Annotated in this window: 17 protein-coding genes; 14 read left to right on the top strand and 3 right to left on the bottom strand. The window is 49.5% G+C overall.

The window, feature by feature from the left end; translation table 11 throughout:
- Positions 1-32: 32 nt before the first annotated feature.
- From QUD86_RS09280 to QUD86_RS09245, 8 genes are all read left to right on the top strand, one after another.
- Positions 33-989 carry a glycosyltransferase family 2 protein gene (locus QUD86_RS09280; RefSeq protein WP_286298767.1) on the top strand — a complete coding sequence of 319 codons (957 nt, stop codon included), beginning with the start codon at positions 33-35 and terminating at the stop codon, positions 987-989.
- Between the two features lie 3 nt (positions 990-992).
- Positions 993-1,901, top strand: coding sequence for a glycosyltransferase family 2 protein (locus tag QUD86_RS09275; RefSeq protein ID WP_286296929.1), 909 nt, complete (start codon positions 993-995; stop codon positions 1,899-1,901).
- Positions 1,894-2,781: an NAD-dependent epimerase/dehydratase family protein gene (locus QUD86_RS09270; protein ID WP_286296926.1), complete on the top strand. Its 888-nt coding sequence runs from the start codon at positions 1,894-1,896 to the stop codon at positions 2,779-2,781. The genes QUD86_RS09275 and QUD86_RS09270 overlap by 8 nt, the downstream gene beginning before the upstream one ends.
- Complete coding sequence (locus QUD86_RS09265; RefSeq protein WP_286296925.1) at positions 2,778-3,815, top strand: MraY family glycosyltransferase; 1,038 nt, start codon at positions 2,778-2,780, stop codon at positions 3,813-3,815. The genes QUD86_RS09270 and QUD86_RS09265 overlap by 4 nt, the downstream gene beginning before the upstream one ends.
- A complete protein-coding gene (locus QUD86_RS09260; RefSeq protein ID WP_286296922.1) occupies positions 3,805-4,998 on the top strand; it encodes an SIR2 family protein in 1,194 nt (397 codons plus the stop codon). The genes QUD86_RS09265 and QUD86_RS09260 overlap by 11 nt, the downstream gene beginning before the upstream one ends.
- Positions 4,999-5,387: 389 nt before the next feature.
- Positions 5,388-5,984 carry a DUF6088 family protein gene (locus tag QUD86_RS09255; protein ID WP_286296920.1) on the top strand — a complete coding sequence of 199 codons (597 nt, stop codon included), beginning with the start codon at positions 5,388-5,390 and terminating at the stop codon, positions 5,982-5,984.
- On the top strand, positions 5,977-6,339 hold the full coding sequence (locus QUD86_RS09250; RefSeq protein WP_286296917.1) for a nucleotidyl transferase AbiEii/AbiGii toxin family protein: 363 nt from the start codon (positions 5,977-5,979) through the stop codon (positions 6,337-6,339). The genes QUD86_RS09255 and QUD86_RS09250 overlap by 8 nt, the downstream gene beginning before the upstream one ends.
- Positions 6,336-6,992, top strand: coding sequence for a nucleotidyl transferase AbiEii/AbiGii toxin family protein (locus QUD86_RS09245; protein WP_286296914.1), 657 nt, complete (start codon positions 6,336-6,338; stop codon positions 6,990-6,992). The genes QUD86_RS09250 and QUD86_RS09245 overlap by 4 nt, the downstream gene beginning before the upstream one ends.
- A gap of 46 nt (positions 6,993-7,038) precedes the next feature.
- Here the strand turns inward: QUD86_RS09245 and QUD86_RS09240 are convergent, their stop codons facing one another.
- Positions 7,039-7,248 carry a helix-turn-helix transcriptional regulator gene (locus tag QUD86_RS09240; RefSeq protein WP_286296911.1) on the bottom strand — a complete coding sequence of 70 codons (210 nt, stop codon included), beginning with the start codon at positions 7,246-7,248 and terminating at the stop codon, positions 7,039-7,041.
- A gap of 349 nt (positions 7,249-7,597) precedes the next feature.
- Between QUD86_RS09240 and QUD86_RS09235 the strand changes: the two genes are divergently transcribed.
- Together QUD86_RS09235 and QUD86_RS09230 are read left to right on the top strand one after the other, a co-directional pair.
- Positions 7,598-7,945: a hypothetical protein gene (locus tag QUD86_RS09235; protein ID WP_286296908.1), complete on the top strand. Its 348-nt coding sequence runs from the start codon at positions 7,598-7,600 to the stop codon at positions 7,943-7,945.
- Positions 7,946-8,005: 60 nt separating this feature from the next.
- Entirely contained in the window at positions 8,006-8,629 is a 624-nt protein-coding gene (locus QUD86_RS09230; RefSeq protein WP_286296905.1) for a DUF6803 family protein, read from the top strand.
- A 168-nt stretch (positions 8,630-8,797) separates the two neighbouring features.
- Here the strand turns inward: QUD86_RS09230 and QUD86_RS09225 are convergent, their stop codons facing one another.
- Together QUD86_RS09225 and QUD86_RS09220 are read right to left on the bottom strand one after the other, a co-directional pair.
- Positions 8,798-10,225, bottom strand: coding sequence for a sensor histidine kinase (locus QUD86_RS09225; RefSeq protein WP_286296903.1), 1,428 nt, complete (start codon positions 10,223-10,225; stop codon positions 8,798-8,800).
- Between the two features lie 80 nt (positions 10,226-10,305).
- Positions 10,306-10,434 carry a hypothetical protein gene (locus QUD86_RS09220; RefSeq protein WP_286296900.1) on the bottom strand — a complete coding sequence of 43 codons (129 nt, stop codon included), beginning with the start codon at positions 10,432-10,434 and terminating at the stop codon, positions 10,306-10,308.
- A 145-nt stretch (positions 10,435-10,579) separates the two neighbouring features.
- Here QUD86_RS09220 and QUD86_RS09215 point away from each other — a divergent pair, with 145 nt between their 5' ends.
- The 4 genes from QUD86_RS09215 to QUD86_RS09200 all read left to right on the top strand — a co-directional run bounded on the left by QUD86_RS09215 (position 10,580) and on the right by QUD86_RS09200 (position 14,615).
- A complete protein-coding gene (locus QUD86_RS09215) occupies positions 10,580-11,140 on the top strand; it encodes an isochorismatase family protein (protein ID WP_286296898.1) in 561 nt (186 codons plus the stop codon).
- Between the two features lie 245 nt (positions 11,141-11,385).
- Positions 11,386-12,165 (top strand): hypothetical protein, encoded by a 780-nt coding sequence (locus QUD86_RS09210; protein ID WP_286296897.1) that lies wholly within the window; start codon positions 11,386-11,388, stop codon positions 12,163-12,165.
- Between the two features lie 36 nt (positions 12,166-12,201).
- Positions 12,202-13,305 carry a patatin-like phospholipase family protein gene (locus tag QUD86_RS09205; RefSeq protein ID WP_286296896.1) on the top strand — a complete coding sequence of 368 codons (1,104 nt, stop codon included), beginning with the start codon at positions 12,202-12,204 and terminating at the stop codon, positions 13,303-13,305.
- 218 nt (positions 13,306-13,523) lie between these two features.
- A complete protein-coding gene (locus QUD86_RS09200) occupies positions 13,524-14,615 on the top strand; it encodes a linear amide C-N hydrolase (protein WP_286296894.1) in 1,092 nt (363 codons plus the stop codon).
- Positions 14,616-14,696 lie beyond the last annotated feature (81 nt).

Raw genomic sequence — 14,696 nt, 5'->3', positions numbered from 1 at the left:
AATCCATACATTTGATTTGGCTGCGACACGAGATGTGGTCTAAGGTAACAGTAGTTATAGTCAACTGGAACGGTGAGCGGTTCCTCGAACATTGCTTGTCTGCATTACTGGCGCAGACGGTGGCGCCGCACGAGATTATTCTGGTGGATAACGCGAGCTCTGATGCTTCGCTAGACATCGTGCGGCGCTTTCCGTCGGTCCGCTTGCTGGCGCAGAACGGAAATCTGGGTTTTGCGCGCGGCAACAACTTGGCGATTGAGGTGGCTGGTGCGGAATCGGAATGGATCGCGCTACTCAATCCGGATGCGTTCGTAGAACCGCACTGGCTGGAGGCGTTGCTGTCGGCGGCGCATGGCTATCCTGCCTTCGACGTATTCGGCAGCAAGCTGGTGAATGCGGCTGACCCGGCGGTGTTGGATGGGGCGGGCGATGCGTATCACATCAGCGGACTGGTCTGGCGCATGGGGCACGCTGCGCCCAACCCATCGTCTTCAGAGCAGGCACAGGAGGTATTCTCGCCGTGTGCGGCGGCAGCGCTGTACCGACGCAGCGCATTGCTTGAGGTGGGCGGTTTCGACGAGGATTATTTTTGTTACGTCGAGGATGTTGACCTGGGGTTTCGTCTGCGGCTGGCGGGCTATCGTTGTCTCCATGTGCCGTCCTCGGTGGCGCATCACGTTGGCTCGGGTACGACGGGCGGGCAGCACAGTGATTTCGCGGTGTATCACGGGCACCGTAACCTGGTGTGGACCTATGTGAAGGATATGCCTGGGATATTGTTCTGGGCGTTCCTGCCGCTGCATTTGGCGATGAATCTGGCTGCGCTATTGGTGTTTGCCTTGCGCGGGCAAGGGGCGGTGATGTTTCGTGCCAAGCGGGATGCTGTGTTGGGTTTGCCGAAAATGTGGAACAAGCGCCGGCAAGTTCAGAGCAATCGGGTGGTCTCGTGGCGCGTCGTTCTGCGCGTCATGAAAAAAGGTTTAAGGTAAGCAATGGAATCGACTCTTCAACCCGTTTCAGCCGTCATCGTTAACCACAACGCCGGTGCATTGCTGATCGAGTGCGTTCGGGCAGCCTTGGCGCAAGCCGAGCAGGTGATCGTTGTCGATAACGCCTCAATCGATGCGAGCATGGATATGCTGGCAAAGCAGTTTGCGGCAGAGCCAAGGCTGGTGATGCTTTGTGAAACAAAAAACCATGGGTTTGCTGCGGGCTGCAATCTTGGAGTGGGTCTTGCCTCTCAGGCCCATTTGTTATTTCTCAATCCGGACTGCATTCTCGGTGCGGGATCGTTGCGGCGCATGGTCGAGGTGCTGGATAGCGATTCAAGCGTGGGCATGGTGGGTGGGCTGTTGACCAACCTGGACGGCAGCGAGCAGGGCGGCGGTCGGCGGGCAGTGCCTACGCCGTGGCGCTCGTTTGTGCGGGCTTTTGGCCTGGTTCGCCTGAGCAACCGGTGGCCCAGGCTTTTCTTCGATTTTCATTTACACAAGCAGCCGCTGCCCGATGCTCCTATCGACGTGGAAGCGATTTCCGGCGCGCTGATGTTAGTGCGCAGGGCGGCGATCGACGATGTGGGCCTGTGGGATGAAGCCTATTTCCTGCATTGCGAAGATTTGGATTGGTGCATGCGCTTTCGCCAGCACGGCTGGAGAATACTTTTCGTGCCCGATGCGCCGGTGCTTCACCACCACGGCCATTGCAGCCGCGCCCGGCCATTTTTTGTGGAATGGCACAAACACAAGGGGATGGTGCGGCTTTATCATAAGTTTTTCCGGCATCAATACCCTAGCGTGTTGATGTGGCTGGTGAATGCAGGCGTTTGGTTGCGCTTTGCGCTGGTCTCGGTTGTCCACTCGGTTCGGTTGGTGGCGAAGCGTTTCTGGGGCGGGCGTGGGTGATCGCGCTGCGACCGGACTGCTAGGCGCACGGAGTTTGGTTGGCGAATGCGTGATATCGCTTCTGGTGCATGAAGGCCGTGACGTCATTGCCTTTTCCAGAAGCCCGGCTCAACGCAAAACCGAAGCGAGGGTAAGCTGGTTGCAGCTCGATGAACATTCAGGAGCGTGGCAAGGCCATGCAGTCACGTCAAAAGTGAGTGATTGGCTGTGCGTGGCGCCTATCTGGGTGTTGCCGCAGTATTTTTCGATGCTAGAAGCCTACGGCGCCCGTCGAGTGGTCGCACTTTCTTCCACCAGCCGTTTTACCAAAGATGATTCATCCGACCCTGAAGAGCAGGCCATCGCCCTTCGCTTGGCAGATGCCGAGGCGCGCGTGCAGGCATGGGCGGCAAGCCACGGGGTGGAATGGATCATCCTGCGGCCAACGCTGATTTATGGTTTGGGCCGCGACAAAAATATTGCCGAGATCGCGCGATTCGGTCGGCGTTTTGGGTTTTTCCCCTTGTTCGGCAAGGCAAAGGGCTTGCGCCAGCCCCTGCACGCGCAAGATGTCGCTGGCGCTTGTATTGCCGCGTTGGGTTCGCCTGCTGCGGCAAACCGTGCCTACAACCTGTCCGGCGCCGAAACTCTTGCCTATCGCGATATGGTTGCTCGAATTTTCAGCGCGCTTGGACGTCCGGTGCGCCTATTGCCTGTACCGCTATTTGCTTTTCGCTTTGCCGTGGCAATCCTTCGCCTCGTGCCGCGCTACCGGAATTGGTCATCCGCCATGGCCGAGCGGATGAACCGTGATTTGGTGTTTGATCACGGGGAGGCGACTCGTGATTTTGGGTTTGAGCCCCGTCCGTTTTTCTTGAGCGCCGAGGACGTGTCGGCATGAACCGGTTGGGGTGGTTGCTGCTTGCAAGCGTGGGGCTTTCGTGGCTGGTGGCGAGCATGGTTTTGCGGTGGGCGGAACACTGGCAATTGGTGCAATCACCCACCTACCGTTCCAGCCATGTGCTGCCCACGGCCAATGGCGGCGGGCTGGGGGTCGTGGCTGCGGCCTTGGTTGCAGGTGCCTGGCTGGCATGGAGCGGTGCCAACCAACTCTGGCCTGTGCTGGCCTTGAGCCTGCCGCTTGCATGGGTGGGGTTTCTCGACGACGTGAGGCACCTGTCGGCCAAATGGCGGTTTGCGGTGCAGCTGGCTGTGGTGGCTGGTCTATTGGCGGCGCTGGGTGGCTTGCCGCCTTTGGTGCTGTGGGCTGGCCTTGGCTTGGATGGTTGGCTGTTGTTGGGTTTGCTATTCTTGGTGGGTGCGTGGTGGATCAACCTGTTCAACTTCATGGACGGTATCGATGGCATCGCCGGGATGCAGGCGGTGTTTATGTTGCTGGGTGGGGCAGGATTGGCCGCATGGGCGAATCCTGCCGCTTTCACCAGCCCTGTCTGGATGTTGATGCTGTGTGTTTCAGCAGCAACAATGGGCTTTCTGCTGCTCAACTGGCCGCCCGCCAAAATCTTCATGGGCGACGTGGGCAGTACTTGGCTTGGATTCATGATTTTTGCGTTGGCGCTGCTTTCCATTCAGGCTGGTTGGTTGAGTTACGCCGCATGGCTGGTGTTGGCGGCGGTGTTCGTCACCGATGCCACGGTGACACTGCTCACCCGCATGGCCCATGGCGAGCGCTGGTACGAAGCGCACCGCAGCCATGCCTATCAGCGACTTTCTCGTCGCTGGCACGGCGACCGCAAAGTGGGCCACCGTTCAGTGACCTTGCTCGTGACCACTATCAACCTGCTGTGGCTGGCCCCTTGGGCATGGGCTTGCCTGCTTTGGCCACAGTGGGCGTTGGGTTGGGTCTTGTTGGCCTACGCGCCACTGGTGGTCGGGGTGGCGGCTTCGGGTGCGGGGAGGCCGGATGTTGCCTAAACGTCAGCGCGCCATTGTCATTCTCGGTGCCGGTGCTTCCGTTGAATACGGGATACCGGCCACCATTCCACTCACAGACATCATCGAAAATGCGGTTTGTGCTGATGCCTGGATGAAGCGTGTCGGCGGTGATGTCGCGTTTCGGAAAATCAAGAATGACCTCTCTGGCTATTTGACAAACCCCGGGGTTGTGCATTTCGAGCAGATTTATCACTGCGTGCATGAGTTGCTGCACTTCTTTCCACCCACCTCGGGGGCTGCGGACGAATTTAAGCCTTTGCTACAGCCTTTTCTGACCAATAACGCCGGAATCGACAAAGATGCGTTGGGGCCACTCGAACGGAAAATTATCGAGGTGATTTTCTCCGAGGTCTCGAGCCTCTGTAATACGCCAAAGTGCTCCCTTTATCCCCTTGCGGAATTTCTTAAAAGGCTTGGTGAGCGCCATACAACACGGATTTACTCGACAAATTACGACGACTTTCCGCTACAAGCCGCAGAGGGTTTTTTTACCGGTTTTGAAAAACCGACAGGCTCATGCGCTCGCTTCAATGGCGAACAGTTTTGGGATCATTCGAACGAGCACGCGCTGTTCCAGCTTCATGGGTCGGTGCACATGGCCTATGGCGAACCCGGCAGAACAGATATTGGTGAATTGTGTTGGTACGAAGACCGTGCTGAAGCGCTTCAACATTTCCGATTCTCCGGCTCTGGAGAGCGCCGAATGGACGGCACTCAGGTTGTCCGCAGCCCGATCATCACAGGCTTGGATAAGCTCTCGAGAATTCAACAACGTCCGTTCTGCTACTACTATGCCGCATTGGCTCGAGATTTGATGGACGCCGATGTTATCTACGTCATCGGCTCAGGATTGGCTGACTTGCACATGAACACCTGGCTGCATGAGGCGAGATCCAAGAATCGACGAACGCCATTGGTGTTCGTCGACTACTGGGCAAATGGTTTTGCCGCAGAGCGATTCGAACCGGATTCCAAGTTGATCGCGTTATTTCACTCGATGAACGTTCACACCAACGAACTCAGGGAGCATGACTATGGAGCTATGGATGGCTGGACGATCTCTCAAGATAGCTCTGCTGCAGTTTGGGATCAGGGTTTCCAGAAGTTCCTTGGAGCTCCGGATGCCTTGGAAAAGACGCTGCAAAGAATCGACGGCATGTAACCGAGCGGCATCGCCCCTCCCCCAAAGCTCCTCACGCTGCCGCAGGTTTCCGCACCAGTTTTGATATTGAGTTTGGATTAAGGTATCGTTCCACCGCTTTCCGCATTTGTAAGCAGGAGTTGGCAGGAATCCGCAACTGCCTGCACTGGTCTGAAACCTCTCTAAGCCCATTGATTTATATAGCATTCCAACAGAGTTTGGACGCTGTTTTACATGCAATGCGAAGGTTGCGGCCAGGTGAAAATCGTTTGTTTCCAATCTGCTGACCAATCCATATTGCGAACCGATCTACATCAAGCCTATATTTTTCAATAGGTTATGCGTGTGTTGATTTTTTTCGACCAAAATGTCAGAAACTATAGTAAACTTCTGACATACGGAGCCCGCCCATGAGCCAACTTACTGAAAACATTTTTTCCGCTGTGCAGTCCCTGCCCGAGGGAGGTTTGCTGTCGCCTAAGGAGTTTCTGCACTTGGGGTCACGGGCTGCGGTCGACCAAGCACTGACGCGCCTGACACGCGAGGGTAAGTTGCTACGTGTTGGACGGGGTGGCTATGCCGCTCCCGTTCATGGCCGGTTTGGATCGCGCCCGCCTTCCACGGAAGCGGTGGTGCAAGCCATTGAGTCCAGTAGCGGTGAGATTATTGTGGCCAATGGCGCTGCAGATGCCAATGCGCTTGGCTTGACGACGCAGGTGCCGACGCGGGAGGTTTTCTTGACCTCCGGGTCTTCTCGCAAGCTTCGCCTTGGAAACCGTGATGTCGAGCTCAAGCATGGCAGTCGCTGGTTGTTTGTTCTGGGCAAGCGGCCTGCTGGTATGGCAATTCGCGCCTTGTCGTGGCTGGGCCCCGTGGAGACGCCAGCGGCACTGAAGATATTGCGTAGTAAATTACCCTCGACAGAGTGGGAAGCGATGGTTGCCGTCAGGGCGGCGCTACCCAGTTGGATGGCGCGCGCGGTGGGTGAAGTGAGCGCGCATGGCTGAGCTGTGGTTTTCGCTCTCGCGTGGCGATCAGGCAGAGGCACTTGAGGTCGCCGCCGCACGAACTGGGCGGCCAGCGCATCTGCTGGAAAAGGACATCTGGGTCGTCTGGGTTTTGTCGGCAATTTACAGTTCGTCCCTAGCCAGCAAGCTCACGTTCAAGGGCGGCACTTCGCTGTCCAAGGTCTACAAGATCATCGACCGGTTCTCCGAGGATTTGGATCTGACCTACGACATCCGCGAAATCGTTCCCGACTTGCTGCGCGATGGCAATCCGATACCTGGCTCAGTGAGCCAGGAGAGAAAGATCACCAGTGCTGTGCGCAGTCCTTGCCCGGCTGGATCGAAGACACGGTGAAGCCGGTGATCGAAACGGCACTGGATGCCGCTGGCCTGCAGGCAACGCTAACCATTGCCGGCAAAGAAAACGAAAAACTTATCGTGGGTTATCCCGCCGTAAAAACCGGCACGGGGTATTCCGCCCCCACCATTCAGTTGGAGTTTGGGGCGCGCGCCACAGGCGAACCCCACCAGATTCATTCGGTTGCTTGCGACATTGCGCCGGCCATTGATGGCGTACTGTTCCCGACGGCGCAAACTTTGACCATGGCGGCCGAGCGGACGTTCTGGGAAAAAGCAACGGCTGCACATGTCTACTGTCTGCAGGGCCGACTGCGTGGCGAGCGTTATTCCCGTCATTGGTATGACCTGGCCGCCATGGCGAAAACTGAGCACTTCGAGAAGGCGGCAGCGGATCGAGCATTGGCGTTGAAGGTTGCTGAGCACAAATCGATGTTCTTCATTGAGAAAGATGCGGATGGAACCAAGATCAACTACTACAAGGCCGTAACGGGCGCCATCCGGATTATTCCAGCGGGTAAATCGTTGGCTGCTCTTGAGCATGATTACAACGCAATGTTGGAGGATGGTTTGCTGGCGTTGGGTCAACCGGATTTTTCGGCTATCGTTGAAACTTGCCGAGCAATCCAGGCTCGATTGAACAAGAGTTGAAACATGAAGTCGCTAGCGTTCAAAGCAAGCGTTTCAGCGCCACTGCCTACGCGATCAAAGTAACCAGATTTGGCTGCTGGCATGTGCGCAGGCATTGCAATTCATAAGCTTCGACGTCGGCAAGTCGATAACATACGCGGCCGCTCAGTTTCAGATAGTCTGGCCCCATGCGCGCGCCACGCCAGCGTTCAAGTGTGGCTTCGCTGACTTGCCAGCGTTGTGCGAGCTTCTTTTGGTTGAGATGTTGAATTTCCATGGCGGGCCTCTTCGAGTAGTTGACGACTACAGTTGGCCGTAGTTCGGCGACGAAGCCAAGTCATTCGAGGAGAGTGCGCGCAGATTTTTGGTAGGGTATTCCGAAAGTGTCAGCACGTATCCGTTGTGGTAAACTTCTGTCCTCAGTGGTGTTGAGGGCTGGTTTAGATTAGGCGTGCTCTGCACCACCAAATTTCATTCGTGCCCTGCTCATGCGGGGCATGTTCTTTTGGGCTGGCGGGTATTGCTAATTTCATACATGGGCTTATCCGCAGCCTCTAGCTAGAAATGTCGTTTTAAACGACATTGCTACAAAAGCAAGGCGCCTCACTTGGGCCTACAATGATTGGATGCGTCGTTTATGTGTTCTGATCTGTTTTAGCTTGTTTGCCAGCCTCATTCATGCGGCTGTGATGCCAATTGCTGGTTTAGACAATGGCTCTCAGCATGAGATTACTGCGCCTGATTCAGGTGCTCATCATCATGAGGACACTGATGCTCAGGTAAAGACAAAGACAGTTAATCACAATCAATGTCATGGCAAAACTTTCCAGTGTTGTTTGGGTTTCGTTATGACTACCCAAGTAATGTCTAGTGCTGCTATCAATAATTTCAATGTATTTGACTCGCTGTCTCAATCTCTCATGATTGAAGGCTTTTCAAATCAAATATATAGACCTCCAAAATTGCTCGGCTGATTTTTAAACAAATTGGTTTTATTGTGACGCCTTGTCACGCAATTACATTGGAGCTTTACTATGAACATGACTCACTACATGGAGCTATTGGCTGTGAATCAGCCATGGAACTTATTGATTTTTATGGCTATACCGATTGTCTTGGCTGAAACCTTGGCAATTACGGAGCTATATATATTATTTACCCGTAAATTTGAAGGTGCTGTTTTCTATCTCAATCGCTTTTCTGGAATTGCTGTGGGCGTTTACTTTGTTGGGATCATTTACTACATTGTGACCAATGCCATTATTCCTATTACACAGGCAGGCGAGTGGAGAACAGTGATTGATGTAATCGCTGTTAGCACTTATGTCATCGCAGGATTACCGCTGATCTGGATTGCCTTACAAGAGTTTGGTTTAGTTAATCGAGCACTAGATCAAATGGGTAAGTTAAAGATCCATGCGATCTGCGTTGCTTTGTTCTTAGTGTTCGGCCATATCGCTATGATCGCTGGCATGCTAGATCCATCCATTCTTGGTTACAAGGGAGCTAGTTCTCATCAAATGAGTTCTGGTGCTGATAGTCATGAATTCTGTCACCCCGAAGAGCATGAAAAGATGATGAAACAACATCAGCAAATGATGGGTAATGGGCAAATCAAACAAAATATGCCAATGAGTACTCAAGGACACTCCCATTAATAATTGGTAGGATCATCCACCCTAGGCTCTGGTCGATTCCGCCTCGGGCAACCAAGAAATACAAATAGCACACTTGTTGGGCTATTTTCTTTTGGGGATTAGATAGTGCAAGTTTCCTACCCAGCTCGTAGGCAGCCTTAAAGTAGGAATGTCGTTTAAAGTGACAACCTATGTGGTGGGCAGTTCAATTACAAAACAGGCCCCACCGTGCTTAGCGTTATAAGCCGTAATGTCACCACCGTGCCGATTAATAATATTTTTTGATAGCCACAGACCAATCCCAGAGCCAGTCTGTTTATTGCTGACCATAAGCTCAAAAATTTTAGTTTCCTCACCCGCCTTGATGCCACCCCCATTATCTTGAATAAAGACTTTTATGGACGATTGATCTGAAATTGCACTTATTTGTATTTTTTTACTTTTGCTATCAGTGCTATCTAGAGCGTCGAGCGCATTATTGATAATGTTAATTAACACTTGCTGCCATTCACTCATATTTAGACTTATCTGAAGGTTATCCCGACAATCAAGTTCAATGATCGTGTTCGATGAACGCAGCCTGCCATTTGAGATATCAATAACCTGCGTAATAGATTTAGCAAGATTAATCACAGAAACATGATTGTTTTGATTTGAGCTTAATCTCGATAGATTTTTAATAATGGTGGACGCCCTGTTGACGTCATCCAACATGCTTTTACAAATCTCTTTAAAAATAAAAATATTGCTTGGATCAGACTCTATTTTTTTGTCAAAATATTGAACATTGAGCATTAATGCGCCCAGTGGTTGATTAATTTCATGTGAAATCGTAGATGCCAGCGCATTAATCGAAGATGATCTATTCAGTTTTTGTAGCGAGAGGATCATGCCATTGCGCTCTTCAAGCGTATGCGATAGACGCAAATTCATGTTGTTAAGGCGACTGTGCTCAGTAAGTCCTAGCTGAAGCCTCAGTGCAATATAAGTAAGGTTTCGAATCGAATTAAGCAGAGTAAGGAAAAACCAGATGGCAAGGTTATAAGGCTTCAGATCAAAAGCATATCCGCTATATCTAGAAAACACATTAAATACTCTTAAAAAATAGAGCAGACTTGCAAGCAGAAATATGACAGCGAGAAAGCTGAAAAAGAATCGATTTGAAAACTCTTTCCTGACAGTAAAGGTTTCATAAAGGCAAAGTAAATTAGCAATCCCAAATACTGGTGTTGAGATGGCTGATAATTCAGGAGTAATCAATCCATTAGCTGAGTATCTTCCAAGCTCTATTAGTAGAAAAAATCCAGCGGGGATTAAAAAGAGCGGCCAACTAATTTTTTTCGGGATTGAACCTATTGAAAGTTTTTTAAGGGACTGGCTAAATAAAAGAATGGACAGTACCTCAAAAGAAACCATCAGGCTGTAACTGATTACCAGAGGGATTTCATTTCTAAAAACAGTGACTGATGTGGCAATTGAAGTAAAAAGGCAGCCATATATCCAGAGCGTAGCTGAAGCATCCTTTTTTCTAAAAAATAAAGAGGCAATCAGGATTCCAGCCACCAAACTAATAGCGCTATAAAGTAGAAACAGCGCTTGAATTGTCGTAAGGTTCATTGGGGTTGAGTGTAGACTAGTTTATGGGCTCTTAATCCATTTTGGGGTGATTGGAAGGGCTTGGCAGGAGCGCTAAGAGCTTATCCCTGTTTGGTGTGAATCTTACAAGGTGGCATGGAAACAGACCCACCCATCTTCGGCTTTGGTCGATTTCGCTCTGGGCCACCAAATACCTCTAAACTACCTTCAGGTAGTTTTTTCAATGGCAAGATGTACTGGCGGCTGAATCTCTGTATTTAAATGGGCATCCATAAAAAGATGTTACGGTATGTATGTATTAGAACCCTAAAATGCGGTATTTAATTTCTGGCCCCAGCGATAAATCCATCACACTCGAACAATGAGCTACGAACTATGAACTATGCGGCCATCAATAAATCGAATCATATTGATGCAGAAAATACGACGCTCATTTTGATCGATTTACAGGGTCGCCTGATGCCCGCGATTGAGCAAGGTGAAAAAATTCTTCAACAATGCATCCGTACAGCCCAGATTGCTCAACTGCTAGAAATCCCCATCATTGGCACTGAGCAAAGTCCGCTTAGTTTAGGGGGTAATATCGAGGCCATTAAACCGTACTGCAGCAAAACGATAGTCAAGAATTACTTCAACGCATGTGCCGATGGCCTTGTGGAGGCGATCCCCAGCAAACGCAAACAATGCATTCTGATGGGATGCGAGACTCATGTTTGCGTAATGCAAACAGCCCTCAATCTCATCGACGAGGGTTACGATGTTTCGATAGTGGTTGATGGTGTTGGCTCGCGCCGAGCGCTTGATAAGCAAATTGCACTTGATCGGCTGCAAATTGCTGGGGCCAGACTCATCACAGCCGAGATGCTTGGGTTTGAGTGGCTTAAGACAGCTCAAAATACAGCCTTCAAAAAAGCGCTTGCGCTACTGAAACAATAGATCCAGGCCATTAAAAACCTAAAACTACCTCCGAGTAGTTTTTTCGTTGGTCGAGCCGCAGGTAAAAAAACATTTAAGCTAGTTCAATATTAAATATGCAGATTTATTTTTGTTTGTCCATGACAACTTGGGGCTACCTTCTACTAGGCGATCTTTTTTGTTGTCATGCGAAAAATGTCGCTTTGAACCAGATAGCCAAATCCTTAAATCAGGTAAGATTGCCCCATCATTTATTCGAGGTCGATATGCCTAAATTCAATAAGTTTTTGTTTGTAATCTCCGCTTTGTTATTCATTAATAACTCCTATGCCGATAAAGAAGTTACGCCTATTCCTAAAATCACAGATGAATGGCGTTTTTCGGTAACGCCGTATGCCTGGCTGTCGGGTATGAATTCGACGCTATTTGTGAACAATAGTGCAGTTGGTAAAGCGGATCTGTCCGGTAGTAATGTACTGAGCAAGGTGAGCGCTGCGGCCATGCTATCTGTTGAAGCACATAAAGGCAATTGGGGTGTGATGGGTGACCTCATCTATGTGCAGCTGAATAACCAATCTGCCAAGGTAGTAGATCAAGTCGACCTAGGAAGTTCTGCGAATATAAAAAGTACGATTTTTACGGGGGCAGCAACTTATACGCTTTTAAATACCCCAAATGCTTATGTTGATGGATTGCTTGGGGCGCGAAGTATTAGTACCTCAACAACAGTCAACGTTCGGGTCATTGGATACCCATTAAATAAAACCGAATCCAATACAACCTCTACCGTTGATCCGATCGTTGGCTTAAAAGGCCGCTATCGGATTGCGGATACTAGTTGGTACATTCCGGTCTATGGCGATATTGGCGGCGGAGGCGGTAAAACAAATGTGACTTGGCAGGCAATGACCGGTATTGCTAAAGCATTTCCATGGGGTGATGTCACGCTAGCCTATCGGGCGCTTTATTACGATATGGGATCAAGCGGTGTTTTACAAAAAACCACCATGTCAGGACCAGTTTTGGGCGCTACATTTAATTTTTAAAAGATTTTTAAAGGCTATCTAGATAGGATACAGAGTATGTCCTCACCCTCACGGCGCAATTTTTTGAAAACCTCGGTGGCTGGCATTGCTATGACTGCTGGATCTCACGCCTTTGCCCAATCACCTAATCTTTCAAAGAAAACGATTGATGAGTTTCAGGTATTAGAAGCCCAAAAGAGTATTGATACCACTGCCAATTGGAACGATGGTTTATCCCATCCGATTCCTTATAAAAATCCGCCAGGAATGGGCAAAGAGAGGGGCATCGCCCTAGGTGGTGGCGGAACGCCATTGCTGGGGTTTTATGCTGGCTACTTTAACGCGCTTAGAAAAAATGGCGTTGACCTGGGTAATGCTGACATTATTGTTGGAACCTCTGCTGGGTCTATATTTGGCTCGATGTTAACGGGTGGTCGTTTGTGGTTAATAGTGGATGAAATGGATTTCTTTAATGACTTTCCTAAATTGTTTGTTGATTTAGTACCCGCCGTTAAATTTAATGATTCTCAAAAGCGGGCAACCGCAACGGCGTTAGCAGCATCCGATGGCTCACCAGCAACGATTCAGCGGATTGGTAAGGCCGCAATGGCCTCACTCAACCCCAATGGTGTAGATAAACAATACAAGGTCGTAGAGAAGATCATCGCTATGACTAAGTGGCCCTCACCAGCGATGTATACGACTACTATTGATTGCTTTACTGGCGAGCGCTTGGTGGTTTCTTACAAAGATAATGTGCCTATTAACGTTGCCGCATCTGCCAGCTCATCTGCACCTGGACAGGTGGGGCCAACCTTTGTAAAAAATCGTATTTGTATGGATGGGGGGATTTTTCAAACGAGTACGCACAGCGATGTCATCGCTGGAGTTAAGCGGGCGATCATTTTCTCTTTAGGAGATGGGACCAAGAATGAACAAAAACAAGGGCTACGCCTTTCCAACTTGCCAAATACGGTAAATCAAGAAGTAAAGGATTTAGAGGCTGCGGGCACTAAAACTAAACACATCATCGTTGGTTTGCCCCCTGGCCTGAGTAAGATAGAAAATTTAATAGACCCCAAATGGATTGGAGCCTATTTAAAATTAGGCTGGGATAGAGGGATTGCTGACATACCCATGATGAAGTCATTCTGGGCATGATTAAATAAGGTTGCTCATTCTGGACCTTAGTTGATTCAGTCTCAGGCAGCCAATTTCAAATGCCCTGCTTCGTGCGGGGCATTTTCATTGGTGGGGTAGATATTACTAATTTCCCGCTTTAGCATCTGGCCAGCCCCTCGCTAGAAATGTCGTGTAAACCGACAGTTATATGGGGTATATTAAATTTTTACTTTGAATTATCTAAAGCTCAAAAACTGATGAAAAAACTACTCAGCATTCTCATCGCGACTTCTCTCGGCTTTGCCCCATTAGCAAATGCTTGTACAAGCTTCCTTTTATCAGGCAACGATGGCGGGTATGTTTATGGGCGCACTATGGAATTTGGCTTGCCTTTAAAGTCTCAGTTAATGACGGTTCCTAGGAATATAGCAATGCTTGGTGTAGGGGTTGATGGAAAGCCGGGCACCGGAAGGAACTGGACCACTAAATATGCCACGGTTGGTATGAATGGCTTGGGATTGCCGATACTGGTTGATGGGATGAATGAAAAAGGCTTAGTAGGTGGCTTACTAAATGCGCCCAATACAGCAGTCTTCCAAGCAGTTGCACCTGAACAGTCAGCTAATAGTATTTCTTCTGCGCAAATATTGACTTATGCCTTGACTAATTTTGCAACAGTTGAAGAAGTAAAGGTTGGCTTAAAGTCTATTATGGTTAATCGCTCAACAATTCCTCAGTTCGGCAATAAGACAGCGCCAATACACATGACTTTGCATGATGCCAAAGGAAAAAGTATTGCTGTTGAGTACATTCAGGGTCAACTTCAAATTACTGACAATCCAACGCATGTAATGACTAACGATCCAGTATTTGCTGACCATTTGGCTTCTATTGGTAACTATGCCAACCTATCGCCAGTAGAGAAAGACCCGTTAGTTATTAATGGGACAAAATTTTACCCACCTAGCACTGGTAGCGGCTTGCATGGATTGCCAGGCGATTATTTGAGCACTAGTCGTTTTATTCGTGCAGTGTTCCTTTCTAAGTCGGTGCCAACAACCCATTCGACAGAGAGGCAAATCAATTCTGCGTGGCATATCCTAGGTAGTTTTGACATTCCTCCAGGAGCTGTACAAACCGTTGCAGGCAGTGCTTATGGCGGCAGTGTAGCTGGTATAGAGGTAACTGAATGGTCTGCAGTTGCGGATAATAAAAACATGACTTACTTTATCAAGATGTATGACAACTCTAATGTTCAAAAGTTTGACATGAAAAAAATGGATATAAATGCTAAGGAAATAAAATATATTAACGTGGATAAACCGCAAACATATATTCAATTGAATTAATAAATATTATGGCCCATGGTTATTTGTAGTTGAAGGCGCTGCTCGGGCCTGAAATAACCACAAGCTTCAAACTTTAATTTT

This window comes from Polynucleobacter sp. TUM22923, from assembly GCF_030295705.1.
Lineage (GTDB): Bacteria > Pseudomonadota > Gammaproteobacteria > Burkholderiales > Burkholderiaceae > Polynucleobacter.
This window is presented reverse-complemented; position numbering and strand designations above follow the sequence as displayed.